We start from the raw sequence: 25,198 nt of genomic DNA, 5'->3' as shown, positions 1-25,198 counted from the left end.
AGCGATCAGGCGCCGCGGCGCTGCGCGTGCACCACGCCGGCATTGGCCAGCGCGTCGGCACGTTCGTTGCCGGGGTCCCCCGCATGGCCCTTGACCCAGCGCCAGTCGATGCGGTGGCCTTGCCCCGCCACCAGGGCATCGAGCTCGCGCCACAGGTCGGCGTTCTTGACGTCCTGCTTGGTCGAGGTTTTCCAACCCTTGGCTTTCCAGCCCGGCAGCCACTCGGTGATGCCCTTGAGCACATACTGGCTGTCCAGATGCAGGGTCACGTCACAGGGGCGCTTGAGCGCACGCAGGGCCTGGATCACGGCCATCATTTCCATGCGGTTGTTGGTGGTTTCCAGCTCGCCCCCGAACAGCTCCTTCTCGCTGCCGTCACGCGAACGAAGCAGCACCCCCCATCCGCCCGGCCCCGGATTGCCCTTGCAGGCGCCATCGGTATAGACCGTCACTTCGCTCAACGCTGTCACCAAGACTCTTACCCTTCTTTTGTTTGGTTGCGGTGCACCCCGGGCGCATGGCGCGCCACCGGCACGGCACGGCGCGCCGATTGTCGCTGCTTCTTCCACACCGGCCCCAACAGATGGATGCCACGCACGCGCTTGACCGCGAGCACACTGTAGGCCGAGCCCAGAACCGGCCACAGGCGCGGGCCATAGCGGTCCAGCCACAACCAGCGCTGCAGCCATTGCTCGGTGCGCACAGCGGGCACGAAACAGCCGAAGGACGTCTGTTCCATTTCGAAGCTCAGCAAATGCAACCAGTCCTGCAGACGCCGGGCCCCGATGAACTCGCCTTCCTGCGGCAGGAACAGCCGCCCCCACCCCAGCTTGCCCGCCAACCGCGCACGCCACTGGCGCAGTGCCCACAGACCGGTGGGGTTGAGCCCGAACACCAGCACCCGCCCTTCCGGCACCAGCACGCGCTCCACCTCGCGCAGCGTGGCATGGGGGTCGGCACTGAATTCCAGCGTATGGGGCAGCACCAGCAGGTCCAGGCTGTTGGCGGCAAACGGCAAGGCGGTGAAATCGCTCAGCAGCCCCAGCCGTGCCCATGCAGGGCCTTGCACGGGCGCCATGTATTCGGTGGCCAGCCAGCGATGCGGCATGCGGTTGGCCTCCAGGGCATCGAGTTCGGGCAGGCCCAACTGCAGCGCGTGGTAGCCAAACACGTCAGCCACCAGTGCCTGGGCTTGCTGCATTTCCCATGCCAGCAGATACTGGCCACAGGGAGTCTGTAGCCAGTCATGCAAATCTATAATTTCGTCGCCCATGAACCTTGTACCGCTGCCCGCTTTCAACGACAACTACATCTGGATGTTGCACGACGGCGCGCAGGCTTTGGTGGTGGACCCCGGCGACCCGGCCCCCGTCATGCAGGCACTGCAGGCCCAGGGGCTGCAGCTCGCAGCCATTCTAGTCACCCACCACCATGGCGATCACACCGGCGGCATTGCGACGCTGAAGGCAGCCACTGGCGCCACCGTGATCGGCACTGGTAGCGAAGGGATTGCAGGCATTGACGAGCCAGTGCACGGCGGAGAAACCCTGAGCGTCATGGGGCTGAAAGTCCAGGTACTGGCCGTACCTGGGCACACGCGCGCCCACGTCGCCTTCTGGCTCCCACTGGTCGGCATGCCTCAGCAGGCCCCCGTGTTGTTTTGCGGTGACACGCTGTTCAGTGCCGGATGCGGGCGCCTGTTCGAGGGCTCGCCGCAGCAGATGGCTGCCTCCCTGCAAGCATTGGCTGCGCTGCCCGAGCACACACGGGTGTGCTGTGCCCACGAGTACACCTTGTCCAACCTGCGCTTCGCCCTGGCCGTGGAGCCGGACAATGCGGCCACGCAGGCCCATGCGCAGCACTGCCAGGCGCTGCGCGCCGCCGGTCGGCCCACCCTTCCCAGCACCCTGGCGCTGGAAAAGCAAATCAACCCCTTCCTGCGCTGTGATCAGCCACAGCCCAGGGCCAGCGCCTTGGCGCGTGAAAGCGGCTTGCAGACCAGCGAAGAAGTCTTCGCTGCGCTGCGTCGCTGGAAAAACGAATTCGCATGAAACCCTTCCTCCTCCTTACCCTGGTGGGCGCGTTGCTGCTGGGCGGTTGCGCCAGCGCCCCACCCGCAGGAAACGCCAACGCCCCGGTGCATCCTGCGTCGACCTCGGTGTCGACATCCCCGGCCCCAAGCCGTGAGCCCGCCCCCGTCGTCGACGCGGGTCCGTCCGCCCGCCCCAGCGGAGAAAGCCTGCGCCTGCAGCAATCGAACGCGCTGAGCCTGTTCGGGCTCGGCACGTCCGCCCCGACCCCGGCGGCGGCCGATGGCGGCGATTTCTCACTGCCCAAGATCACCCTGGGCGGCGAAAGCTCGCGCACGGTGGTCTCGCTGTCCGCCCCGGTAGACCTGTGGGAACGCATCCGGCGCGGCTTTGCCATGCCCGACCTGCAAAGCAGCCTGGTGGCTGACCGCGAGCAGTGGTACACCGCCCGGCCCGACTACATCTTCCGCATGACGGAGCGTTCGCGCAAATACCTGTTCCACATCGTCGAGGAGCTCGAACTGCGCGACATGCCGACCGAACTGGCCTTGCTGCCCTTTGTGGAAAGCGCCTTCAACCCGCAGGCGGTCTCCACCGCCAAGGCTGCGGGCATGTGGCAGTTCATGCCGGCCACCGGACGTACCTTCGACCTCAAGCAAAACGTCTTCCGCGACGACCGACGCGACGTGCTGGCATCGACCCGCGCGGCGCTGGACTACCTGCAAAAGCTCTACCGCATGTTCGGTGACTGGCATCTGGCACTGGCCGCGTACAACTGGGGCGAAGGCAGTGTGCAGCGTGCCATCCGCAAGTCCCAGAATGCCGGTGGCGGCACGGGCTACACCGAAATCAACATGCCCATGGAAACCCGTTTCTATGTGCCCAAGCTGCAGGCCATGAAGAACATCGTGGCCAATCCGGCCCAGTTCAACAGCCGCCTGCCTGACATACCGAACCACCCCTTCTTCGACACCGTCACCATCCGCCGTGACATCGACGTGGCCCTGGCCGCACGGCTGGCCCATGTATCGGTCGAAGACTTCAAGGCACTCAACCCGTCCATGCACAAGCCGGTGATCCTGGCAGCGGGCACGCCGCAGATCCTGCTGCCCTGGGACAATGCCGCCCTGTTCCAGACCAACCTGGAGAGTTTTGCCGGACGCCTGGCGAGCTGGACGGTCTGGATTGCCCCGTCCAACATGAACGCCGCCGAAGCGGCCAAGCGCGTGGGCATGTCCGAAGCGGAATTGCGCACCGTCAACGGCATCCCGGCGCGCATGCTGATCCGCGGTGGCAGCACCCTGCTGGTGCCGCGCGGCGCCGGTATCCAGCACGATGTGGCCGAGAAAGTGGCTGACAACGGACAGATATCGCTGGCCCCCGAAGTCACCCTGCGCAAGACCTCGGTCAAGGCCGCCAAGGGTGACACTGTGGCTTCATTGGCCCGAAAGCACAAAGTGTCAGCACAGAACATCGCCCAATGGAACAACGTGTCCACCAGTGCCAGCTTCAAGCCCGGACAGTCGGTGGTCCTCTATGTGGCGGCACGTCCTGGCAAGGGTAGCGCTGCAACTGCCAAAGCCAAGGGAAGCGCCAAGGCGGTCAAGGGAAAGAGCGTGGCCAAGGGCAAATCTGCAGCGCCACAAAAGCGAAAGAAATAAAGGGTGGGGCCTTTCGGCCTCCACCCTTCATGACTGTCCGTCGGCGCAGTGCAACCACTGCACTGATCCCTCAGCGGAATCCGGCAAACAGGATCGCAATGTTCAGGCCAAACGCAATGGTCCAGACGACACTGCGCAGCTTGGCGTTGTCCGCCAGGTACAGCATCACGTAGAAGATGCGGGTCACGATGTACAGCAGGGCCAGCAAGTCCACCCGGGCCTGGTTGGCCCCGAGTTGGTGGGCCACCAGCACCGCGCCGATGAAGAAGGGCAAGGCCTCGAAACTGTTGGCCTGGGCCGCATTGGCGCGGGCGCGCCAATCGGTCTGCTTGGCCAACCAGGCGCGGGGGTTGTGGTTGTCGTAACCGCCTTCGCGCCGGGGTTTGTTGAACTTGCCGGACTTGGCAATACCGGCACAGGCGATGGGCAGCAGGACCGCGATCAGGATGCACCAATAGGCCAGGGTGAAATGGGCAACTTGCATGACAGAAAAAATAGTTGGAAAACCGCGATTGTCACTCAGGGTGCAGCCATCAGCTTCGCCCAGCGCCCATCCGCCTTCATTGCCTTGAGTGCAACGTCAATCCTGGGGGCGAGCGTCGCCCACTTCTTGTTCAACACATGCACCGCCTTGGACGTGAACAAGGGGGGCAACACCTTGGCGCCGACGAGCTCCTCTGCGCTAGGCATGGATGTCGATGTCGTCAGCGCAACCTCGATACGACCGGCAGCCAGCATTTGGAATAACTGCTGTGAGGTGTTGACCAAGACGGGTTCCTGACCCAACTTGGCCATGGCACCTTCGGCCATCTTGGTTCCACGCACAGCACCCACGGTCTTGCCTTTGAGGTCAGGCAGGCTCAGCTTTCCCCAAGGGGAGTCCTTTTTGACCACCGGCACCAGACCGATTTCGATAATGGGCTCACTGAGCTCGATGGTGTTCTGGTAGCCCGCCGTTGCCCCGGTGACGCGTCCCAAATCGGCATCCACCTCACCGTTTTCAACGCTGCGAAGCGCTCGCTCACCGGGCAGGGACACAAACTCCGGCACCAACCCCACTTCCTTGTACAGGGCAGTCAAGGCGTTTCGGTATTGCGTCGACCCATTGGGGTCGGCCACCTTGAGCACCTGCTGGGCCGACGCAGGTGACAGCCAAACCAGACCTGCAATCAGGAATGCGAGCAGTTTCTTCATGGATGGAATCCTTTCCCCGCAGCCAATACCGCAAGAATACAGAACTCAGCCAAAAAAGTAAGCCCTTGTCGCCCACGGCTGACCAGCGACCGGTCGGTCTCAGCGGCGATCCACCAGCGCATGGGCAATGGTGCCCAGGTCGACGTATTCGAGCTCGCTGCCCACCGGCACGCCGCGGGCCAACCGGGTACAGCGCACACCCCGGGCCTGCAGCCCCTGTGCAATGACGTGGGCGGTGGCTTCACCTTCGGCGGTAAAGTTGGTGGCCAGGATGACTTCCTGCACGCTGCCGTCGCAGGCGCGCTCGAACAATTTGGCCATGCCGATGTCCTTCGGGCCGATGCCGTCCAAGGGACTGAGGTGCCCCATGAGCACGAAGTACAGGCCCTTGTAGGCCTTGGTGCGTTCCATCGCCAGTTGGTCGGCGGGTGTTTCCACCACGCACAGCTTGCTGGCATCGCGCTCCGGGTCCAGGCAGGTCGCACACACCGTGCCCTCGGTAAAGGTATGGCAGCGCTCGCAGTGCTGGGTGCGCTCCACCGCATCGGCCAATGCACGCGACAGCACCTGGGCCGTGGCACGGTCATGCTGCAGCAGATGAAACGCCATGCGCTGCGCCGACTTCACACCCACCCCCGGCAGCCGCTTGAGCGCCTGGATCAATGTTTCGAGGGAATGGGCGTCAGACACAGCGCGAACCCATGGCTTCTTGGTGATGCATCACAGGGCGTAGCGAGCGGGATGAGCTGCAAGGCGGCCGGAGCACAGGACCCGGAACGACCTTGTTGGTCGTGAGGAGTCCGCGCACCGCCCAACGCCGCAGATCGCCCGCGCAGTAGCCACCCTCAAAAAGGGAATTTCATGCCGCCGGGAAGGCCTGGCATCCCCGCGGTGATCTTGCCCATCTTCTCGGTGGTGGTCTCTTCGGCCTTGCGCACGGCAGCGTTGAACGCAGCAGCCACCAGGTCTTCGAGCATGTCCTTGTCATCGGCCAGCAGGCTGGGGTCGATGGTCACGCGCTTGACATCGTGCTTGCAGGTCATGACCACCTTCACCAGTCCAGCGCCCGATTCACCCGTGACTTCGATGTTGCCCAGCTCGTCCTGGGCCTTCTTCATGTTGTCCTGCATGGCCTGGGCCTGCTTCATGAGGCCAGCCAGTTGTCCTTTGTTGAACATTGTTTTCCTTCCAGAAAGAATTGCGTCGCACCCGGCTAGAGGGGCTTGATCGAGCCAGGCACGATTTTCGCGCCAAAGTCCTGCATCAAAGCCTGCACCAGCGGGTCTTCCAAAATAATCTTTTCCGCGCCGAGCTGGCGCGCCTGGGCTGCCGCACGGACCCGGCGCGCCGGATTGTCGGTAACGCGCCCCAGCTCCACCGCCAGTTCCACGGCATGGCCAGCGGCGCGCAGTGCGCTGGTCAGTCGCTCACGGGTGCTGGGTTGGTTCAGCGACTCGCGCTCGACCCGCAGCAGCCACTGGTCGGTATCGCGCCCGATGAGTTGCGCCTGCATGGCCAGTTCACGCACCATGGCAGCAATGGCATCGCTGTCGATCAGCGACTGCACCGTGGCAAACCAGAAGTCGCCCTCTTCGGTGGGCTGCAGGTCGCCACCGCCCTGAGCCACGTCGACCCGGCTCTCCTGGCTGGTGCGCACCGGCACCGCTACTACTTCATGAGCAGCCTGCGCAGGTTCCATGCGGGCTACAGCCGGATTTCGCACCTGAACCGGAGCTGCAGGAGGCTCTGGTGGCTCGCTCTCGCGCACCGGTAGCACGTGTCCCGCCGGTACTTCCTCCCACGGCTGCACGACCACCGGGTCAGCAGCCGCTGCGGATGGAGCAGGCGAAGCCGCTGGCACTGCAGCAGGCGGCGGCGGCACCGCGGACGGCCGCGCGGAAGCGGCTACTGGTGGCGAAACCGCCAGCTCCGCGCGTGCTTCAACGGGGCGTGGGGCTGTCGCTAGAGTTTTTTTTTGAGCCGAGTCGCCTGCCGCGGGTTTGAAGGCCAGCAGGCGCAGCAGCACCATGGTCAGGGCGGCGTACTCGTCCGGTGCCAGCCCCAGGTCGGCACGGCCCTGCAGGCAGATGCTGTAGAGCAGTTGGGTCTCATCCGCGGGCATGGCCTGGGCCAGCCGCTCGATTTCCTGGGCATCAGGGTCGGCGTCGTCGCCGCCCCCCACCACCTGGACCACGGCCATGCGTTGCAGCACCGTGGACATCTCTTCCAGTGTGGAGGCGGCATTGAGACCGTTCTGGCGCAGGGCCTCGCTGGTCTCGACCACGCTGCGCCCGTCGCCCTCGGCCAGGGCGCCGATCAGACGGTAGACATAGCTGCGGTCCACGCTGCCCAGCATCTGGCGCACCTGTGCCTCGTGCAATCCGCCACCGCCGAAGGCAATGGCCTGGTCGGTGAGCGACAGGGCGTCGCGCATGGAGCCGCGCGCCGCACGAGCAAGCAGACGCAGCGACTGGGCGTCTGCCTGCACCCCCTCGGTAGCCAGCACCTTTTCCAGGTGCTCGCGCACGGTTTCCGGCGCCATCGGGCGCAGGTTGAACTGCAGGCAGCGGCTCAGCACCGTCACCGGCACCTTCTGCGGATCGGTGGTGGCGAGCACGAACTTGAGGTATTCGGGCGGCTCTTCCAGCGTCTTGAGCATGGCGTTGAAGGCCGTGTTGGTGAGCATGTGCACTTCGTCGATCATGAAGACCTTGAAGCGCCCCTGCACCGGCTTGTACACCGCCTGCTCCAGCAGGGTCTGCACTTCGTCCACCCCGCGGTTGGAGGCGGCGTCGAGTTCGGTGTAGTCAACGAAGCGGCCGCTGTCGATGTCACGGCACGCCTGGCACACGCCACAGGGCGTGGCGGTGATGCCGCCCTGCCCGTCGGGCCCCTGGCAATTGAGCGACTTGGCCAGGATGCGCGATACCGTGGTCTTGCCCACGCCGCGCGTGCCCGTGAACAGGTAGGCATGGTGCAGACGCTGGGTGCTCAGTGCATTCGTGAGCGCCTGCACCACATGGTCCTGCCCCACCATTTCGGTGAAGCTGCGGGGACGGTACTTGCGGGCGAGCACGAGGTAGGACATGGCAGGCATTCTACGGTGCAACATGCAGCGAACCGACGCCCGCCTGCGGCTACAATAGACCCCGACGGGCCTTCCCGCATGGTGAAGCGGCCAACCGGGTCAGGTGGGGAACCAAGCAGCCCTAACTGTGGAGCCAGTGCCGGGGTCAAGGCTCGTCAACTTCCCTCTTCCTCTTTGCGTACCGCATGTTTGCGGGCGGAGCCTGGATGCTTTCTCGCGGCAGTTTGATCCGAGCGCGTGGAAAGTCGCTGCACCTGCTGGTCGCGGCAGCATTGTGGTTGACGCTTGCAGCGCACGCGTCCTTGACCACCTTGCAGCAAGGAGTGAATCCGCGCATTGTCGTGACAGGCGAAGCCAATGGCCCGATGGAAATCGGGGTACGCATGGCCGTGTTGGTGGACTCCTCGCGGCAGATGAATCTGAGTGACGTATTGGCCCGCACCGAAGAATGGGCCTCCATTACCCGCCCAACGCCCAACTTCGGTTTTTCCAGGGACGCGTACTGGTTCCGCTTCACGCTCAACAACGCCGAAAGCCACGCGGTCGACCGCTACCTGGAATTGCCAGTCCCGTTTCTGGATGACGTTCGCCTGTTCCATCGAATGGGGGATTCCACCCTGGCGGAGTATCGACTGGGTGACGAGTTGCCATTTGCGCAGCGGGCCATTCGACACCAGAACTTCGTCATGCCACTCACCCTATCGCCTGGGGACAACCACATCTACCTGCGCTTGGCGTCGGCGGGAACGATCGAGGCCAGTCTCAAGTTGTGGGTGCCTTCGCAGTTCCTGGTGGCCAGCAACAATGACAACCTGGCACAGGGTGCCGTGGTAGGCGTGTTGCTGGTGATGGTGGTCTACAACCTGTTCATTTTTTTCTCGCTGCGCGACAGCAACTTTCTGCTCCACATCGGGTTTGCAACAAGCTACCTGCTGTTCTACTTCACACTGACGGGCTATTCCTACCAGTACCTCTGGCCTGAGGCCGTGCGCTGGAACAGCATTGCCATTTCCACCTTCATAGCCGCCGCCATCGTCTTCACTTGCTGGTTTGCGACAAACTTCCTTCGTCTGCGTACGTTCTCGCCCCGGGCATTCGTACTGCTGCGCACCATGGGCATGGCGGGAGCAATCCTGCTGGTGGCAACGTTCTTCCTACCCTACTCGTGGACCATTCGACTGGGGACGTTCCTGGCCATGCCAGTGACCGTGAGCGCCCTGGTGGTGGGCTACTGGCGCTGGATATCGGGGGCCGACTTCGCGCGGTTCTACTGCTTGGCGTGGACGGCACTGCTGATCGGCCTGATCGTCCTCAATGCCAACAAGCTCGGGCTCATTGAGGCCAACGTATGGACCAACAATGCGTCGCAGATCGGCGTCATCCTGCAGGTCGTGCTGCTGTCCTTCACGCTGGCCGACCGAATGAACCATGACCGCATACGCCGCATTGCAGCGCAAGATACCGCCCTGCAGCATGAACGTCAGGCCCGCGAGAGCTCGCAGGCACTGATCAAGGCCATAGAAGAGTCCAACCGCAAACTCGAAAGCCGCGTACAGGCCCGAACCATGGACCTGCACCAGGCCATGGGTCAGTTGCAAGCGGCAAACGACCGCCTGAAGGAACTCTCAACAACCGACGCATTGACCCAAGTGCGCAACCGAGCATTCTTCGACGAGGCCTGGGACGCCGAGGTGCGGCGAGCATCCCGCACCCTGACACCCGTCACGCTGGTGTTGTTTGACATCGACCATTTCAAGCGGGTCAACGATACCTACGGCCATCCCGCTGGCGACGCTTGCCTGCGTCGCGTTGCTGGCGTGGTGGGCAGCCATGTAGGTCGGGCGGGCGATGTATTGGCCCGTTGCGGTGGTGAGGAATTCGCTGTCATCCTTGTTGACGCCGAACTGGAACAGGCCTTGCAATGGGTGGAGAAAGTGCGCAGTGACGTACAGCAGCAGGTGCTGGAGTTCGATGGTCAGACCATACGCTTTACCGCCAGCTTTGGATTGGCCCACGGCGTGCCCCAGGCACGTACAAGCCCGCAAGCCATCTTGGCCTTCGCCGACAAAGCGCTCTACCGCGCCAAACATGAAGGGCGCAACTGCGTGCGCCATGAGACCCTGTAGCCGCCGCGTTCAGGCCCTGGCCAGGACCGCACGCACACCATGGGCCGCATGCCAGCCTGTGGCCAGGCATGCCGTCAGCAAGTAGCCGCCGGTCGGGGCCTCCCAGTCCAGCATTTCTCCTGCCACCCACATTCCCGGCACGGCCCGCAGGCGCAGGTGTTCGTCCACGGCGCTCCAGCACACGCCACCGGCAGAACTGATGGCTTCATCGATCGGGCGTGGCGCCACCAGGGCAATAGGCAGCCCCTTGATGGCACGGGCCAACAGGTGCGGGTCGGCCAGCGCCGGCTTGTCCACCAGTTCGTGCAGGATGGCGGCCTTGATGCCGTCCAGCCGCAAGCGGCTCTTGAGGTGGCTGGACAGCGAGCGTGAGCCACGCGGGTGGGCCAGTTCTGCCTGCACCCGCTCCAGGGCCATGTCCGGCAGCAGGTCCAGCACCACCGTGGCACTGCCCTGCTGGGCGATCTCGTCGCGCAGCAGGCTGCTGGCGGCATAGATGAGGCTGCCTTCGATGCCGTGCGCCGTGGCCACGAACTCACCCTTGCGGGCAAAGCGGCGCCCCTGTGCGTCGGTACAGGCGATGGCCACCGACTTGAACGGCTGCCCGGCAAACTTGTCGCGGAAGAACGGGCTCCAGCCCCCGTGCACTTCGAAGCCGCAATTGGACGGCTGCAGTGGCGCAAGCTCCACCCCCTGCTGGCGCAAGGGTTCAACCCAGGCGCCGTCGGAACCCAGCCGCGCCCAGCTGCCGCCCCCCAAGGCCAGCACCGTGGCCGCGGCGCGCACCGGACGCAATGCGCCCTCCTCGGTGGCGAACACCAGGGCGCCATCGGCGTCCCACCCGCGCCAGCGGTGGCGCATATGGAACTGCACCGGAACACCCCCTGCAGTCAAGGGATGGCGCAGGCGCTGCAGCCAAGCCCGCAGAAGCGGGGCGGCTTTCATGTCGGTAGGAAATACGCGCTGGGAGCTGCCCACGAAGGTGTCCACCCCCAGGTCGGCGGCCCAGTCGCGCACCTGCTGCGGCCCCCAGCGGCGCAGCAGGGGCTCCAGATTCGACTGGGCCGCGCCGTAACGGGTGACGAACGCGTCCAGCGGCTCGGCGTGGGTGAGGTTCATGCCCCCCTTGCCCGCGAGCAGGAACTTGCGCCCCACCGAAGGCATGGCATCGAACACATGCACCGCCACCCCAGCTCCGCTGAGCACTTGCGCAGCCATGAGGCCGGCCGGCCCCGCTCCGACAATGGCGACCTGCACCGACTGGGCTGCCTGGGCCGCGGTTTCCTTTTCATTGGGCTGCATCAGCCCTCCATTCCTGCAATTGCCCGTCGGGCGTCAAAAAAGCGGCGCGCACGTTGGCGCCGGGGTAGGCCAAGCCTACCGCAGCGCGGTATTGGGCCAGCTGGGCGCAGAGTTCGGGCTGCTGCAGCGGTGTCGCAGTGGACTTGTAGTCCAGCACCCACCAGGCACCGCTGTCGCGGTGCTGCACCAGGCGGTCCAGGCGCAGCAACCGCCCCTGCGCCACAAGGGGCACCTCGCTGCCCTGCCAGGACAATGCTGCCGCATCCCAGACCCAGGCGCCCTGCCCGCACAGGATGCCGGTGGCAGCCCGCAGCACACTGGCCATCTGACTATCCTCCAGCGCAAACGATTCCTGCACGCTGCGCTGCCGGCTATCGCTCCAAGGCATGGTGCCCGCTGCCACGCCCCCCGGGCGCGGCGCCACCCACTCCAGCAGGCGGTGCATGGCTTGGCCCATGCGGCTTTCCAGCGACTCCGCCTCTAACGAGACGGCGTTCGCAGTTGCTACCGATTTAGTAGCTGACTGCGCAATTTCCACCGGGTCCACAGCCCATTTTTCTATATAAGACCAGGCAAATTCCCCAGCCTGCACCTCCACGGCCTGCAGTGCCTCGTCGCCCGCCTGCACCGGCGTGACCAGCCCCTGCAGGCGGGCCCACCAACTGGCCGGGTTGGCCGTGCGTGGCGCCACGCTCGACAGCAACAAGCTGCGCTGGGCGCGCGTCAGCGCCACATAAAGACCGTTGACCTCCTCGCGCTCGCGCTCGCGTAGCTCGGCCTCCATGGCCTGCTGCAGGCACTGGCTGGGGCGGGACTCGCCCAGCAGGAAGGCGAAACGCTGCGGGTGCGCGGCCTCGCCGGGCCAATCTAGCAGCACCCCCATGCTGTCCTTGCGTGCGGCCTCGCCGTCGGTGTCGAGCAGGATGACCAATTTGGCCTCCAGACCCTTGGCACCATGCACGGTCAGCAGGCGCAAGGCCTGGCTGTCGGCCCGCAATGGGGCCTGCTGCCCGGGGCGGCGCAGTGCCCGCACCAGGGCATAGGCACTGAGGAAGCGCCCGCCGTCCACCGCGAGCGCGGCTTGCTGCACGGCGTGCAGATCGGCCAGAACGGTTTCGCGCAGCGCTGCCGGCACGCTGGCCGCGTAGCGCTCACGGGCATTCGCATCGTCCAGGATGGCCGCCAGGGCGGCGTGCACATTGCGTTCGGCCACCCAGCCTTGCCAGCGCTGCAGGGTACGCCCGGCCAGGGCCAGGCGCTCCAAGCGGGCCTCGGGGGCTTCACTGGCCGCCAATGCCCACAAGCACGGCAGCCAGTGGCGGGCAGACAGATCCTCGGGAGCCGCTGCCGTGCGGGCACGCACCTGCAGCGCCAGCTCCACCAGGTCGGCATCGTCGAGCCCCAGCAAGGGCGACTTGAGCGCCCTCGCAGTGGAAAGGTCGTGCCACGGCGACACGAGGGCATCGAGCAGCGCGGTCACATCCTGCACCGTGGGCGATTCGCTCAGGTCGGTCTTTTCAGGTTGCACGCTGGGCACCCCGGCGGCCGAGAGCAGTTCCTGCATCACCCCCAGGGTACTGCGCCGGCGTGCCAGCACCATCACCTCGTGCGGCTGCAGTTCGCCGCTGCGCAACTGGGGCGTCAGCCAGCGCAGCACCTGGGCGCACTCCTGGCGCTTGCGGCTCTCTTCCACGGTCTCGCGCGGGGTGGTGAGCGAGTCGCGCCACTGCGCGACTGGTGCTTGCGCGGGGTCCCCCTCCGAAGCGCTGCTGGCGGGTCCTCGCGGGATGGGGGGGAGCGCCAGCACCGCGCCACGGGCGCTGCTGTCGGTCGTGTGGGTTCGGAAACCCGGCATCTGCCCCGCCGCCTGGGCCTGGGCCATGCTGGCGTTCACGGCGGCAATGACCTCGGGCGCGTTGCGGCGCGTGTGGTCGCAACTCAGCAGATCGCCCCCCAGGCCTTCGCGCACAAAGCGCTGGGCCGCGCGAAACACCTGCGGCTCGGCACGGCGGAAGCGGTAGATGCTTTGCTTGGGGTCCCCCACGATGAACACACAGGGCGCGCTGCCCGCCCCCCCGTAGGATTCAAGCCAGGCATGCAGGGCCTGCCATTGCAGTGGGTTGGTGTCCTGGAATTCGTCGATCAGCAGGTGGCGCACCTGGGCGTCCAGCCGCTCCTGCACCCAGGCACCCAGCACTGGATCAGACAGCAGGGCCAGTGCAGTGCGCTCCAGGTCGCCCATGTCGATCCAGCCGCGCTCGCGCTTGAGGTCGGAAAAATCCTGCACCATCTGGCGCGTCAGGCGGACCATTCGCTGGTGGTGCTGCCAACATTGGTGCTGGTGCAGCGCCTGCGCGTGCTCGGATAGCAAGGCCTGGGCCGCACGGGCCTCTTCCACCCCGACCACCTTGTCATTGAGCTTGCGCGGCTCGCCTTTCTGGGTCATCAGGGCGTCCACCACACCCGGCCAGTCCTGGGCGGTCAGTGCCTGCTCCAGGGCTGCCCCCCGCTCGGACATGCTTTTCAGGGTGGAAGCCCCGAGTACGCGGGCCGCCTGCCACAGCAGGGCCTGGGCCGCAGGCGTCTGCAGGCGTTGTTGCGGGTCGGGCAGGCCAGCATAGGCTGCAAACACAGCCCCCACGGGCTGCACCGAGGGCTCCAAGGTGCCCGCCGCGTCCGCCAGCTGGAATTCGACCCGCTTCTCAAGCGCCTTTTCCAGCGCCTTGTGGGTATTGAAGCGGCCCACGGCCTGCACCGAGGCCAGGTAATCCTGCCGCAAGGCGTCATCGGCCTGCACCGAGGCCAGAAACACCCGCCACACCTTGGCCACGGCCTCGGCGTCGTTTTCAAGCAGCTCGAAGCTGGCGGGAAGCCCCAGCTCGCGCAAGGCTGCCCAGGGGGCGCTTTGCAGCAGGGCCGCAAACCAGCTGTGGAAGGTGCGCACCTGCACGCTGCGCCCCTGGGCCAGCAAACGCCGTTGCAGCCCGCGCAGGGCGGCCACCTGTGCAGCATCGGGCGCGGCCACGCCACGGATGCGCAACTCCTGCGCCAACGCCGCGTCGTCCTTGCCGGCAAAGTCCGCCAGCCAGTGGTACAGGCGCTCACGCATCTCGCCGGCCGCCTTCTTGGTGAAGGTAATGGCCAGGATGTCCTGCGGAGCCGCGCCGTCGAGCAAGGCCCTCAGCATGCGTGACACCAGCATCCAGGTCTTGCCCGCCCCAGCACAGGCCTCCACCGCGACGCTGCGGCGCGGGTCGCAGGCCACGATGTAGAAGGCTGCGGGGCTGACGCGCTGGCCGTTGATTTCGTAGGCATTTTGGGTGGTCAGCGCACTCATGCAACAGCCCCCCACACGTCCTTGCGGCACAGGCCGCGCGCCTGGCAGTAGTCGCAGGCACTGCCCTCGCCCAATGCCGGCAAGGCGGCCCCTGCACCAATGCGCTGCACATCCTGGGCAATGCCCTCCAGCAAGGCCTGCACCGCCACGGGCAGGTCTTTCTGCGCGAAAGGCAGACAGTCCTTTTCGCCCAGCGCCAGGTAGCTTCCCTGCAGGGTCTGCAGGTCCTCGCCGTGCAGCAACGCGCCATAGAAGGCCATCTGCGTGTCTTCCATCGCATCCGCCACGCGCTCGCGCGTGCGGGAAGACGACTCGGTCTTGTAGTCGATCACATGGGCATGGCCGTCGCTGGCACGGTCCAGCCGGTCCAGCCGCCCCTGGAGCGTGACACCGGCCCAGGGCCGCTGGCAGTCCAGCTCCGACTGCGCAAAGCGGTAGCCCTTGGCTTCATGGCCGCGCAGCCAGTCCAGGTAGGCGTCGCGCACACCAGGCCAGCTGGCCTGGTAGGGCAGGAATTCGGCGTCCTGCAGGCCCTGGGCGCGGGTCACCTGCAGGGCCACGTCATCCAGCAGCCCTGCCCTGTCTTGCGGGGCCTCATCCCCCTGCTCCAGCAGCTGGCGGTGAAAGCGGCTCAGCACCTCGTGCAGCCAGACACCGAAATCGCGCTTGTCCAGGTCCTGGTCCAGTTCGTCGGACTCCTTCAAACCCAGCAGTCGCAAGGCAAAGAACCGGTAGGGGCAGGTGCGCAAGTCGTCGTAGCTGCTGGCAGACAGGCGTTCGATCGGCAGACGCGCGCCGGCCGGTGCCGGCACGCATTGGGGCGCTGCGGCGAGCTGGCGTTGCCCGAAAACCAATGAGCCCGGCTGGGACGGTACGTCCATGCGCAAGGCCTGTACCCAAGCACCCGCCATCAGCGGCTCGCCACTTTCGTCACTGGCGCGCCACAGCACATCTACGGGTGCATTCAGCAAAGCGGCATCCCATGCCTGGCGCTGCGCCGCGTCCAACTGTTCGCGGCTGGGAAGCCCGAGGGCCTCGCGCTGGGCACGGGTCCACACGCCCGCGGGCGCCGCACTAGCCGGCAGTCGCACCTCGTCGCAACCACACAGCACCACGGCGGCGAAGGGCCGTGCCAGCACCTGCGCCAGCGGCACCACCACCACCTGCTCCTGCTCCGGGTACGGTGGCGACCAGCTCGCAGCCTCCAGGCTCTGGCTCACCCAGGCCGTGAATTCCTGCAGGCTCCAGGCCGCCTGCGCCCAGGCCATGCCGGGCGACGCCTCCTGCAGTCGCTGCAAGCCCGCAGTGTCCAACTGCAGGCAAGCCAATACCGCTTCGCCTTCGGGCCAGACTTCGACGGCCAAAGGGGCATCCAACGGTGGCGGCCCCAGCCGCTCCCACATGCCACTGGCCTGCAAGCCGCCGCGCAAGCGCGCGAGCCACTGTGTCAGGGACACCCGCCCCTGCAAGCCGGAACGCACCGCCTGCAAGGCCTCCAAACCGGCCATGAACGCGTCATCGCCGGTTGCTACCAGCGCTTTCTGCGCCCGGCTCCAGTCACGTTCGCTCACACGGCGGGCCCGGGCTTCCAACGCGTCACACCAGTGCGCAGCAAAGGGCGCGAGCTTGAGCCACGCCATCACCTCATCGGTTGAGGCGTTCCAGGCTGCCGCGCGCAGCAAGGCCATGACATCGGCCCCGGCACGCGTCGTGGACAGCTTCCAGCCGGTTTCGTCCCGTACCTGCACGCCGTGAGCCACCAGCAGGGACTGGACCTGGCGCGTGAATGCACGGTCGCTGGACACCAGCGCCAAAGGGGTTCGACCGTCGCGAATGTGCTGCAAGACACAGGCAGCGCTGTGCTGCGCCTCGTCCAGCGCATCGCGGCAGACGCGCTCACACCACAGCGGCGCCGCCTGCGGCTCAGCCGACGAGGCCTCATGCCATGGCAGGCCGATCCAGCGTGCGGAGCCCCAATGGACCGCCAACCCATCGCCCAACGGATCGGGCGCCAAGCCACCGACCTGCACCACCGCATCCACCGCATGCCAGATGGCAGGCTCGTACAGCACATCACTGGTGTAGGCGCTCAAGGCCACCCATTCCAGCGCCACCTGGGATACCAGGGCTTCCCAGGTGCCGACACTGGCGCCAGGTGCCAGACTGCTCCGACACCCCGCCGCCCATGAAGCGCGGGCCTCGGGTGCTTGCCCTGCCGCCAGACCGACCAGCTGTGCTGCAGCATCCACCAGGTGTGGCGCCAAGGCTTGCGCCTGTGCAGCCTGTCCGGCTTGCACCAGCAGGCTCTGGGCGGTCAGCAGGTCCAGGCCGCGGTCTGCGCGCCAGTCAAACGGCCCCCGCGCCTGCCCCCCCAGCGCAGCGGCCCAACTGCGGGTGGTCTCGAAGCGCGGCGCAAAACCCTGGGGACTGAATTGCTGCCATAGCCGCTGCGCCAGCGGCCGCAGGTGCGCAAAGGGCAACAGCACAAGGCAGCGGCCGGGGTGGATACCTTGCTGCTGCATCTCACGCTGGATACGCGGCAGCAGCCCCGACGAGGGTGCAAGCCATTGCGCCATGACGGGGTGGGAGGCCAGGATGTCGGGCGCGGGCAGGCCCAGGACGGGATGGATTTTGGCTATGGCAGCCATAGCCAAAGGCAGGTCAGACGGGGGCTTGGTTTCTGTCACAATGCCGCAACTTTAGCGGTATTAGCAACTTGTAAAGGACCTCCCATGGCCAGCGAACTCATCAAACACATTACCGACGCGTCTTTCGAAGCTGACGTGTTGCAGTCTGCCCAGCCCGTGCTGGTGGACTACTGGGCCGAGTGGTGTGGTCCCTGCAAGATGATCGCTCCGGTGCTCGATGAGCTGGCCACGTCCTACGACGGCAAGCTGACCATTGCCAAGATGAACGTGGACGAGAACCGCGACATCCCCGCCAAATTCGGTATCCGCGGCATTCCCACCCTGATGCTGTTCAAGGGCGGCCAACTGGCAGCCACCAAGGTCGGCGCCATGAGCAAGGCCCAGATGACCGCTTTCATTGACCAGCAACTGGCCTGAATGTGACAACGGGGCCTTGGTGCAAGGCCAAGGCCCCGAATTTCCTGTCATAATAGTTTTCGTTCCCTGAATCCGCGCACTGCGGGTTCCCGAGGCGAGGCCCACCGGCCGGCCCTGAACAAGGGGGTTTAGCCCAACCAGCGCGACCCCGCCCTTCCCCCCGATTGTTGAATCTGTTGTACGGCAAAAAGCCGACGGGACTAACCCCATGCATTTGAATGAACTCAAGGCACTGCACGTGTCTGAAGTGCTCAAGCAAGCCGAAGAACTTGAGATCGAAAACACCGGCCGCATGCGCAAGCAGGAGCTGATGTTCGCCATCATCAAGAAGCGCGCCCGTGCCGGCGAGCAGATCATCGCGGACGGCGTGCTGGAAATCCTGCCCGACGGCTTCGGCTTCCTGCGCAGCCCCGACACCAGTTTCACGGCCTCCACCGACGACATCTACATCAGCCCGAGCCAGGTGCGCCGCTTCAACCTGCACACCGGCGACATGATCGAAGGCGAGGTGCGCACGCCCAAGGATGGCGAGCGCTACTTTGCCCTGAACAAGCTCGACAAGGTCAACGGCCGTGCCCCCGAGAGCAACAAGCACAAGGTGATGTTCGAGAACCTGACGCCGCTGTTCCCCAAGGAACAGATGCGTCTCGAGCGCGACGCGTTCAAGGGCGACGAGAACATCACCGGTCGCATCATCGACATCATTGCCCCCATCGGCAAGGGCCAGCGCGCGCTGCTGGTAGCCCCGCCCAAGAGCGGCAAAACCGTGATGATGCAGCACATCGCCCACGCAATCTCGGCCAACTACCCCGACAGCCACATGATGGTGCTGCTGGTGGACGAGCGCCCCGAAGAAGTGACCGAGATGCAGCGCACCGTCAAGGGCGAGGTCATTGCCTCCACCTTCGATGAGCCGGCCGCACGCCACGTGCACGTGGCCGAAATGGTGATCGAACGCGCCAAGCGCCTGGTCGAACTCAAGCAGGACGTGGTGATCCTGCTGGACTCCATCACCCGCCTGGCCCGTGCCTACAACAACGTGGTGCCCAGCTCCGGCAAGGTGCTGACCGGCGGTGTGGACGCCAACGCCCTGCAACGCCCCAAGCGTTTCCTGGGTGCTGCCCGCAATGTCGAGGAAGGTGGTTCCCTGACCATCATCGCCACCGCGCTGATCGACACCGGCAGCCGCATGGACGAAGTGATCTTTGAGGAATTCAAGGGCACCGGCAACTGCGAAATCCATCTGGACCGCCGCCTGTACGAAAAGCGCGTGTTCCCGTCCATCCAGCTCAACCGCAGCGGTACCCGCCGCGAGGAACTGCTGCTGCAGCCGGAAATCCTGCAGAAGTCGCGCATCCTGCGCCAGTTCCTGTACAGCATGGATGAGATCGAGGCAATGGAAATGGTGCTCAAGCAGATGCGTGCTACCAAGACCAACAGCGACTTTTTCGACATGATGCGTCGCGGCGGCTAAAAGTATTGCCCCCACGCTCCCTCAATGCGTGTGGTCACTGCCCCCAGGGGGGGCCGCGTTTGACAAAACCCCAAGTCCACGCCTTGGGACGGCCCGGCGGTGCTCAAATTTCGCCGTTAGCTGCTGCGCAAGGCAATACGCTATAATCAACGTTTTTCGCGGAAAGTAAGTCGGATGGTCCGGCTCGGCTGCCGCAGCTGACGCACCCAGGGTGCAATAGGAAGAATCATGAAAGAAGGCATTCACCCCAACTACCGCGAAGTGTGCTTCCAGGACATGTCCAACGGCTTCAAGTTCGTGACACGTTCCTGCGCCAGCGCCAAGGAAATGATCAAGATGGAAGACGGCCGCGAGCTGCCCTGGATCAAGTTGGATACCACCAGCGAATCGCACCCCTTCTACACCGGTACCCAGAAGTCTGTCGACAACATGGGCGGCCGCGTGGAAAAGTTCCGCAACCGTTTCGGCAAGACCGCTGCGAAGTAAATCGCGCATCAGGCTACTGCCTGAGTTTTGCAAAAGAGCAGCCCGGACTTCCGCGCTGCTTTTTTTTTGACTCCCCTCCCCACGCGCCCTCACCTTGAACCAGACCAGCCCTGCCATCGTTGCCCAGTCCGCCGTGCGCCGCTTTCCGCGCCCCGTGCTGCTGGTGTTCTGCCTGGCCTATGTGCTTGCAGGCTTTGTCGGGCGCGAAGCCTGGAAGAGTGCCGACATGGCCGCACTCGGATTCATGCATGCGCTGGCCCGTGGCGCCAGCGACTGGTGGAACCCCACACTGGCCGGCTTTGCCCCCGAGCAACCCGCATTGCTGCCCTACTGGCTGGGCGCTTGGGCCATCCTGGCCCGACCAGCCGGCATGGCCTTTGACTTTGCTGCCCGCATTCCATTCGGCTTGCTGCTCGGGCTATCGATGGTCGGCACCTGGTATGGCACCTATTACCTGGCACGCAGCCCCTGGGCGCAGCCGGTGGCCTTTGCTTTCGGCGGTGAGGCCCAGGCCACAGACTATGCCCGTACCGTGGCCGATGGCGGGGTACTCGCCTTCATGGCCTGTCTGGGCCTGGCCCATCTTTCGCACGAGACCACCCCGGCGCTGGCGCAACTAGGCTTCACAGCGCTACTCTTCTTCGCCATTGCGGCACTGCCCTACCGTCCATACCAGGCGAGCACAGCACTGGTTGTGGGTGCGTCCGGGCTGGCACTGAGTGGTGCGCCGGCGGTGACCCTCTTGCTGTGTAGCGGCGCAGCCCTGCTGCACGCGCTTGACCGCTCTCCAACCCAGCATCCCAATCCGTTGGCGAAGTCGCCGCGCCTGCAGGCTGCGCTCGTGCTGTCCGTGGGGCTCGCGAGTGCTGCCCTGGCCCACGGATTGCACCTGTGGAAGTGGAAGATTTCCATTGGCACGCGTTGGGAAGAGTGGCGCGGCCTGGGCGAGCTGCTGGTGTGGTTTTCCTGGCCCGCGTGGCCCCTGGTGCTGTGGACGCTATGGCATTGGCGCCACCGCCTCCTCGGCGCCAACCCCAATCGGCACCTGCTGTTGCCACTGTGGTTTGCGGCAGTGACGGTCGGATCCTCATTGCTCACCGGGGCATCGGATCGCACGTTACTTCTGGCGCTGCCCGCACTGGCAGCGCTGGCGGCATTTTCCTTGCCCACGCTCAAGCGACAGGTAGCCGCCCTCGTGGATTGGTTCACCCTGTTCTTCTTCTCGGGCTGCGGCATCATTATCTGGGTGGTGTGGATCGCCATGCATACGGGCGTGCCATCGCAACCCGCGGCCAATGTGGCACGCCTGGCGCCCGATTTCCAGCCGAGCTTCTCGTTCGCTGCATTTTCCATAGCACTATGCGCTACTCTGGTATGGGGCTGGCTGGTCCACTGGCGGGTTGGCCGGCATCGTGCCGCCTTGTGGAAGAGCCTGGTGCTACCCGCAGGCGGCGCTGGCTGGTGCTGGCTATTGCTCATGACACTGTGGATGCCATTGCTCGACCATGCCCAGAGCTACACCACCCTGGTCGCCCAGGTCCGCAAAGCGACCGCCACGACATCTCCGGATGCAGGGTGCATCGCAGCTGCATACGTCCCCCAAGGAACATTGGCAGCCCTGGTCAGTTATGGCGGCCTGGATGTGCGACCGCTCGGGCGCGCACCAGCCTGCCCCTGGTTGCTGACCGAGGCCGGCGAAGGCCAGGGAGCACCGCAGCAGATTGACACCCAGAACTGGGGCGAGGCCAAGCGCATTGCCAATGCGGTAGGCCACAACGAAGACCTGTGGCTGCTGCGTCGCCTCCCCTGACACAGCGCGCAGCAGTCTTTCCAGTCAAAGCTGTTCGATAGTGCGCACCCTGGATGCAGGGAATCGAATCGCAAACGCCGAACCCTGCCCCCAGGTGCTGGTGATCCGCAATTCGGCGCCATGGCGCTGGACCACATGCTTCACGATCGCGAGCCCGAGCCCGGTTCCCCCGGTATCGCGTGATCGACTGCGGTCCACGCGGTAAAAGCGCTCCGTGAGCCGCGACAGGTGCTCCTGCGCAATGCCCACACCCCGGTCGCGCACGCAGAATTCCGCACCACCGTCTTCCAGACGGCGCAGGTGTACCTGAATCTCCTTGTCCGACGGTGTATAGCGCACCGCATTGGTCAGCAGGTTGGTCATGGCGCTCTGCAGTTCCGACTGCACACCGGCCAGCTCCAGCCCTGGCTCGGCATCCACCGCGATCGGCTGTTCACGCGGCCCGACAAGCTCCGCCAAGGTGTTGGCGTCGCGCAGGCACTGCGCCAGCAAGGCATCCACGCCGACCCATTCATTGCTCAAGGGCAAGGGGCTTCCCTCCAGACGGGACAGCGTCAGCAGATCGCTGACCAGGGACTGCATGCGTTGCGCCTGTTCCGCCATCAGACCGAGGTACCGCGCTCGCTCGCCTTCCTGCAGAACCAGGCTCTGCAGGGTCTCGATGAAGCCGGACAGCACGGTCAGGGGCGTACGGATCTCATGTGATACGTTGGCCACGAAATCGCGCCGCATCGCCTCCGCCTGCTCCAGCGCCGTGACGTCCCGCGACAGCAAGAGCCGCCGCCCCTCACCGTATTCGTGCATCTGCACCGACAGGCGCACCGGGTGCGTGGGCGTATGGCCTTTGCCGGGCATCAGCACTCCGTCCCCAACTACGTTCTGGGCGTAGTAGCGGGCGAACGCCGGGTCGCGCACCAGGTTGGCGAAGTGCTGCATCAGGTCGCGCTCCCGGTCCAGCCCGAAATGCTGGCCAGCCATGTCATTGAGCCACTCGATCTGCCCCTGCGGATTGAGCAGGACCACACCATTGGGTGAGGCCTGCAGGGCCGCCAGAAAATCCTTCAGACGCTGTTCACTGTCGGCCAATGCGCGATCACGCTGGCGCAAAGCCCGCCAGACACGGTCCTGCACTTCAGCCCACAGACCAGAACCCAAGGGAATGGGGGATGGCGGCGCCGCCTTGAGCCATGCCAGCAGACGCCCGCTGCGCACCACGTCGAACGCCAACCACAGGTAGGTAGCTCCAAGCGCCGCGCACAGCAGTGCCCACGACCGATCCTGCAACGGCATGAAAATCCAGGCCAGGCCGACAGCCAAAACCTGCAACACCAACAACCAGACGATGCGCGCAGCCATGCGATGTGCGGGCGAGGTGCCGTCAGGCGCCCTGGGACACCGCCAATGGCGCAGCCTCGACCAGAGGGCGGGCCGTCAGGCGGTATCCCGCACCGCGTACCGTCTCCAGCATGGGAGCGGCCCCCGACAATGCCTCGCGCAAGCGTTTGACATGAACGTCGACGGTGCGCTCCTCGATGTATACGTGGTCACCCCAGACCTGATCGAGCAGTTGGGCACGTGAATGCACGCGCTCGGGGTGCCCCATGAGGTAGTGCAGCAATTTGAACTCGGTGGGACCCAGTTTGAGCTCCTGTGCACCGAAGTGAACCCGATGCGTGGCCGGATCGAGCACCAGCGCACCTTGCGTGATGGGCTCCTGCGCGCCCTGGGGCGCACGACGGCGCAGCACCGCGCGCACACGGGCCAGCAGTTCCTTGGTGGAAAAAGGTTTGGCAATGTAGTCGTCCGCCCCGGCGTCCAGACCCGCCACCCGGTCACGTTCGTCGCCCTTGGCGGTCACCATGATGATGGGGATGCCTTCGGTGCGCTTGTCGGCGCGCCAGCGCTTGGCCAGGTTCAAGCCGCTTTCGCCGGGCAGCATCCAATCCAGCAGCACGAGGTCTGGCAGTGCGGCATCGATTTCCCGCTGCGCACTGGCGGCGTCCATGGCCCACAGGGGACGAAAACCGTTGTGCCGCAGGTTCACCGCCACCAGCTCGGCAATCGCGGGTTCATCTTCCACCACGAGGATGGTCGGCATCGTCTTCATTTCACCACCGACTCGACGTTTTCGATGCTGGTATGACGCACGTCTGCGCCCTTAACCACGTAGATGATGAATTCGGCAATGTTCTTGGCGTGGTCACCCACCCGTTCGATCGCCTTGGCCAGGAACAGCAGGTCCAGGCTGGGCGAGATGGTGCGCGGGTCTTCCATCATGAAGGTGATGAGCTTGCGCACAAAGCCGCCAAACTCGCGGTCAATGGCATCGTCTTCCTTCAGGATGTCCAGGGCCGCGTGCACATCAAGCCGGGCAAAGGCATCGAGCGCCTTGTTCAGCAGGCTGGAAGCCAGGTCGGCCGCGACCCGCAACTCCAGGGACGGCAGGTTGCGCGGAGCGCCACTGTTGATGATGGACAGCACCATGCGGGCGATCTTGGCGGCTTCGTCACCGGCGCGCTCCAGGTTGGCCGTTGTCTTGGAAATGGCGATCAGCAAACGCAGGTCACGGGCAGTGGGCTGCCGTCGCGCGATGATGCTGGAGAGATCGTGGTCGATCTCGACCTCCATGGCGTTCACGCGAGCCTCGTTCGCCACCACCTCGTTCGCCACTTCGACACTGAAGTTCGACAGCGCGTGAATCGCCTGGCGAATCTGCGATTCCACCAGCCCGCCGAGTTCCATGACCCGTGAAGAGACAGCGGTGAGCTCCGCGTCGAACTGGGTGGAAAGATGCTTGTCTGCCATAGATAGTCCCCTGTTCAGCCGAATCGGCCAGTGATGTAGTCTTCTGTTTCCTGGCGTGTGGGCTTGAAGAACATCTGTTCAGTCTGCCCGAACTCCACCAGGTCGCCCAGGTACATGTAAGCGGTGTAGTCGCTGCAACGGGCCGCCTGCTGCATGTTGTGGGTCACGATGACGACGGTGTAGTCGCTCTTGAGTTCCACAATCAGCTCTTCAACCTTGGCCGTCGAGATCGGATCCAGTGCAGAGCACGGTTCGTCCAGCAACAGCACCTCGGGCTTGATGGCAATGCCGCGCGCAATGCACAGGCGCTGCTGCTGGCCGCCGGACAGGCTCGCGCCGCTCTGGTGCAGCTTGTCCTTGACCTCCGGCCACAGGGCGGCCTTGCGCAGGGCCCACTCGACGCGCTCCTCCATCTCGGAGGCCGGCAACTTCTCGAACAGCTTCACGCCGAAGGCGATGTTGTCGTAAATGGACATCGGAAACGGCGTTGGCTTCTGGAACACCATGCCCACCTTGGCCCGCAGCAGGGCCACGTCTTCGCGGCTGGTCAGGATATTTTCCCCATCCAGCAATACCTCACCCTGAGCACGCTGTTCGGGGTAGAGCTCGAACATGCGGTTGAACACCCGCAGCAAGGTGGACTTGCCACAGCCCGAGGGACCGATGAACGCGGTAACCCGGTTTTCCGGGATTTCCAGGTTGATCCCCTTGAGGGCGTGGAACTTGCCATAGTAGAAGTTCAGGTCCTTGACCGCAATCTTGGTCTTTTCGGACACGGCTTGTTGGTTCTGCATTGAAAGTTTCTCCACAACGTCGGCGC

The 25,198-nt window shown here is 65.0% G+C and carries 21 protein-coding genes and 1 other RNA gene; 8 read left to right on the top strand and 14 right to left on the bottom strand.

The window, feature by feature from the left end:
- Positions 1-5 precede the first annotated feature (5 nt).
- Together rnhA and RQP54_RS15250 are read right to left on the bottom strand one after the other, a co-directional pair.
- Positions 6-461 carry a ribonuclease HI gene (gene rnhA, locus RQP54_RS15255; RefSeq protein WP_315679358.1) on the bottom strand — a complete coding sequence of 152 codons (456 nt, stop codon included), beginning with the start codon at positions 459-461 and terminating at the stop codon, positions 6-8.
- Between the two features lie 17 nt (positions 462-478).
- On the bottom strand, positions 479-1,273 hold the full coding sequence (locus RQP54_RS15250; RefSeq protein WP_315679238.1) for a class I SAM-dependent methyltransferase: 795 nt from the start codon (positions 1,271-1,273) through the stop codon (positions 479-481).
- Here RQP54_RS15250 and gloB point away from each other — a divergent pair.
- A complete protein-coding gene (gene gloB / locus RQP54_RS15245; RefSeq protein ID WP_315679237.1) occupies positions 1,272-2,051 on the top strand; it encodes a hydroxyacylglutathione hydrolase in 780 nt (259 codons plus the stop codon). The genes RQP54_RS15250 and gloB overlap by 2 nt on opposite strands.
- On the top strand, positions 2,048-3,691 hold the full coding sequence (locus RQP54_RS15240) for a transglycosylase SLT domain-containing protein (protein ID WP_315679236.1): 1,644 nt from the start codon (positions 2,048-2,050) through the stop codon (positions 3,689-3,691). The genes gloB and RQP54_RS15240 overlap by 4 nt, the downstream gene beginning before the upstream one ends.
- Positions 3,692-3,761: 70 nt before the next feature.
- On the opposite strand, the gene RQP54_RS15235 is transcribed toward RQP54_RS15240, so the two are convergent.
- The 5 genes from RQP54_RS15235 to dnaX all read right to left on the bottom strand — a co-directional run bounded on the left by RQP54_RS15235 (position 3,762) and on the right by dnaX (position 7,973).
- On the bottom strand, positions 3,762-4,175 hold the full coding sequence (locus RQP54_RS15235; protein WP_315679235.1) for an MAPEG family protein: 414 nt from the start codon (positions 4,173-4,175) through the stop codon (positions 3,762-3,764).
- A gap of 35 nt (positions 4,176-4,210) precedes the next feature.
- On the bottom strand, positions 4,211-4,885 hold the full coding sequence (locus RQP54_RS15230; protein ID WP_315679234.1) for a substrate-binding periplasmic protein: 675 nt from the start codon (positions 4,883-4,885) through the stop codon (positions 4,211-4,213).
- 99 nt (positions 4,886-4,984) lie between these two features.
- Positions 4,985-5,575 (bottom strand): recombination mediator RecR, encoded by a 591-nt coding sequence (gene recR, locus RQP54_RS15225; protein WP_315679233.1) that lies wholly within the window; start codon positions 5,573-5,575, stop codon positions 4,985-4,987.
- Between the two features lie 155 nt (positions 5,576-5,730).
- Entirely contained in the window at positions 5,731-6,063 is a 333-nt protein-coding gene (locus tag RQP54_RS15220) for a YbaB/EbfC family nucleoid-associated protein (RefSeq protein WP_315679231.1), read from the bottom strand.
- 35 nt (positions 6,064-6,098) lie between these two features.
- The gene (gene dnaX, locus RQP54_RS15215) at positions 6,099-7,973 is read right to left on the bottom strand and encodes a DNA polymerase III subunit gamma/tau (RefSeq protein WP_315679230.1); all 1,875 of its coding nucleotides are present in this window, start codon (positions 7,971-7,973) and stop codon (positions 6,099-6,101) included.
- A 63-nt stretch (positions 7,974-8,036) separates the two neighbouring features.
- Here dnaX and ffs point away from each other — a divergent pair.
- An RNA gene (gene ffs / locus RQP54_RS15210) (signal recognition particle sRNA small type) lies at positions 8,037-8,133 on the top strand.
- 142 nt (positions 8,134-8,275) lie between these two features.
- Positions 8,276-10,099: a diguanylate cyclase gene (locus RQP54_RS15205; protein WP_315679229.1), complete on the top strand. Its 1,824-nt coding sequence runs from the start codon at positions 8,276-8,278 to the stop codon at positions 10,097-10,099.
- Positions 10,100-10,108: 9 nt separating this feature from the next.
- Here the strand turns inward: RQP54_RS15205 and RQP54_RS15200 are convergent, their stop codons facing one another.
- The 3 genes from RQP54_RS15200 to RQP54_RS15190 are packed head-to-tail and all read right to left on the bottom strand — an operon-like array spanning position 10,109 to position 17,386.
- On the bottom strand, positions 10,109-11,401 hold the full coding sequence (locus RQP54_RS15200; RefSeq protein ID WP_315679228.1) for a TIGR03862 family flavoprotein: 1,293 nt from the start codon (positions 11,399-11,401) through the stop codon (positions 10,109-10,111).
- A complete protein-coding gene (locus tag RQP54_RS15195) occupies positions 11,388-14,738 on the bottom strand; it encodes a UvrD-helicase domain-containing protein (protein ID WP_315679227.1) in 3,351 nt (1,116 codons plus the stop codon). Before RQP54_RS15195 ends, RQP54_RS15200 begins: the two co-directional genes overlap by 14 nt.
- Positions 14,735-17,386, bottom strand: coding sequence for a PD-(D/E)XK nuclease family protein (locus RQP54_RS15190; RefSeq protein ID WP_315679226.1), 2,652 nt, complete (start codon positions 17,384-17,386; stop codon positions 14,735-14,737). The genes RQP54_RS15195 and RQP54_RS15190 overlap by 4 nt, the downstream gene beginning before the upstream one ends.
- A gap of 84 nt (positions 17,387-17,470) precedes the next feature.
- Here RQP54_RS15190 and trxA point away from each other — a divergent pair, with 84 nt between their 5' ends.
- The 4 genes from trxA (at position 17,471) to RQP54_RS15170 (ending at position 21,573) form a co-directional block, all read left to right on the top strand.
- Positions 17,471-17,803, top strand: a complete 333-nt coding sequence (trxA, locus tag RQP54_RS15185; protein ID WP_315679225.1) for a thioredoxin TrxA — start codon at positions 17,471-17,473, stop codon at positions 17,801-17,803.
- A 208-nt stretch (positions 17,804-18,011) separates the two neighbouring features.
- Positions 18,012-19,277, top strand: a complete 1,266-nt coding sequence (rho, locus tag RQP54_RS15180; RefSeq protein WP_315679224.1) for a transcription termination factor Rho — start codon at positions 18,012-18,014, stop codon at positions 19,275-19,277.
- Between the two features lie 228 nt (positions 19,278-19,505).
- Entirely contained in the window at positions 19,506-19,763 is a 258-nt protein-coding gene (locus RQP54_RS15175) for a type B 50S ribosomal protein L31 (protein WP_315679223.1), read from the top strand.
- A gap of 94 nt (positions 19,764-19,857) precedes the next feature.
- Positions 19,858-21,573: a hypothetical protein gene (locus tag RQP54_RS15170; protein WP_315679222.1), complete on the top strand. Its 1,716-nt coding sequence runs from the start codon at positions 19,858-19,860 to the stop codon at positions 21,571-21,573.
- A 24-nt stretch (positions 21,574-21,597) separates the two neighbouring features.
- Here RQP54_RS15170 and phoR read toward each other — a convergent pair whose 3' ends face one another.
- From phoR to pstB, 4 genes are read right to left on the bottom strand one after another with little or no spacing between them, the layout of a single operon-like run.
- Positions 21,598-22,929: a phosphate regulon sensor histidine kinase PhoR gene (gene phoR, locus RQP54_RS15165; RefSeq protein ID WP_315679221.1), complete on the bottom strand. Its 1,332-nt coding sequence runs from the start codon at positions 22,927-22,929 to the stop codon at positions 21,598-21,600.
- Between the two features lie 22 nt (positions 22,930-22,951).
- Complete coding sequence (gene phoB, locus RQP54_RS15160; protein ID WP_315679220.1) at positions 22,952-23,680, bottom strand: phosphate regulon transcriptional regulator PhoB; 729 nt, start codon at positions 23,678-23,680, stop codon at positions 22,952-22,954.
- Entirely contained in the window at positions 23,677-24,378 is a 702-nt protein-coding gene (gene phoU / locus RQP54_RS15155) for a phosphate signaling complex protein PhoU (RefSeq protein ID WP_315679219.1), read from the bottom strand. Before phoU ends, phoB begins: the two co-directional genes overlap by 4 nt.
- A 14-nt stretch (positions 24,379-24,392) precedes the next feature.
- The gene (gene pstB, locus RQP54_RS15150; protein ID WP_315679218.1) at positions 24,393-25,172 is read right to left on the bottom strand and encodes a phosphate ABC transporter ATP-binding protein PstB; all 780 of its coding nucleotides are present in this window, start codon (positions 25,170-25,172) and stop codon (positions 24,393-24,395) included.
- Between the last annotated feature and the right edge of the window lie 26 nt (positions 25,173-25,198).

Origin of the sequence: Curvibacter sp. APW13, from assembly GCF_032337135.1 — a bacterium.
Classification (GTDB): domain Bacteria; phylum Pseudomonadota; class Gammaproteobacteria; order Burkholderiales; family Burkholderiaceae_C; genus Allorhodoferax.
The sequence above is the reverse complement of the archived record's forward strand: the minus strand, read 5'-3'. Positions and strand labels throughout refer to the sequence as shown.

Bases quoted from the DNA above. Each gene is read 5' to 3' on its own strand.
- gloB (WP_315679237.1), top strand. From the start codon at position 1,272: ATGAACCTTGTACCGCTGCCCGCTTTCAACGACAACTACATCTGGATG.
- RQP54_RS15250 (WP_315679238.1), bottom strand. From the start codon at position 1,273: ATGGGCGACGAAATTATAGATTTGCATGACTGGCTACAGACTCCCTGT.
- RQP54_RS15240 (WP_315679236.1), top strand. From the start codon at position 2,048: ATGAAACCCTTCCTCCTCCTTACCCTGGTGGGCGCGTTGCTGCTGGGC.
- RQP54_RS15235 (WP_315679235.1), bottom strand. From the start codon at position 4,175: ATGCAAGTTGCCCATTTCACCCTGGCCTATTGGTGCATCCTGATCGCG.
- RQP54_RS15230 (WP_315679234.1), bottom strand. From the start codon at position 4,885: ATGAAGAAACTGCTCGCATTCCTGATTGCAGGTCTGGTTTGGCTGTCA.
- RQP54_RS15220 (WP_315679231.1), bottom strand. From the start codon at position 6,063: ATGTTCAACAAAGGACAACTGGCTGGCCTCATGAAGCAGGCCCAGGCC.
- dnaX (WP_315679230.1), bottom strand. From the start codon at position 7,973: ATGTCCTACCTCGTGCTCGCCCGCAAGTACCGTCCCCGCAGCTTCACC.
- RQP54_RS15200 (WP_315679228.1), bottom strand. From the start codon at position 11,401: ATGCAGCCCAATGAAAAGGAAACCGCGGCCCAGGCAGCCCAGTCGGTG.
- RQP54_RS15195 (WP_315679227.1), bottom strand. From the start codon at position 14,738: ATGAGTGCGCTGACCACCCAAAATGCCTACGAAATCAACGGCCAGCGC.
- RQP54_RS15190 (WP_315679226.1), bottom strand. From the start codon at position 17,386: ATGGCTGCCATAGCCAAAATCCATCCCGTCCTGGGCCTGCCCGCGCCC.
- trxA (WP_315679225.1), top strand. From the start codon at position 17,471: ATGGCCAGCGAACTCATCAAACACATTACCGACGCGTCTTTCGAAGCT.
- rho (WP_315679224.1), top strand. From the start codon at position 18,012: ATGCATTTGAATGAACTCAAGGCACTGCACGTGTCTGAAGTGCTCAAG.
- RQP54_RS15175 (WP_315679223.1), top strand. From the start codon at position 19,506: ATGAAAGAAGGCATTCACCCCAACTACCGCGAAGTGTGCTTCCAGGAC.
- phoR (WP_315679221.1), bottom strand. From the start codon at position 22,929: ATGGCTGCGCGCATCGTCTGGTTGTTGGTGTTGCAGGTTTTGGCTGTC.
- phoB (WP_315679220.1), bottom strand. From the start codon at position 23,680: ATGAAGACGATGCCGACCATCCTCGTGGTGGAAGATGAACCCGCGATT.
- phoU (WP_315679219.1), bottom strand. From the start codon at position 24,378: ATGGCAGACAAGCATCTTTCCACCCAGTTCGACGCGGAGCTCACCGCT.
- pstB (WP_315679218.1), bottom strand. From the start codon at position 25,172: ATGCAGAACCAACAAGCCGTGTCCGAAAAGACCAAGATTGCGGTCAAG.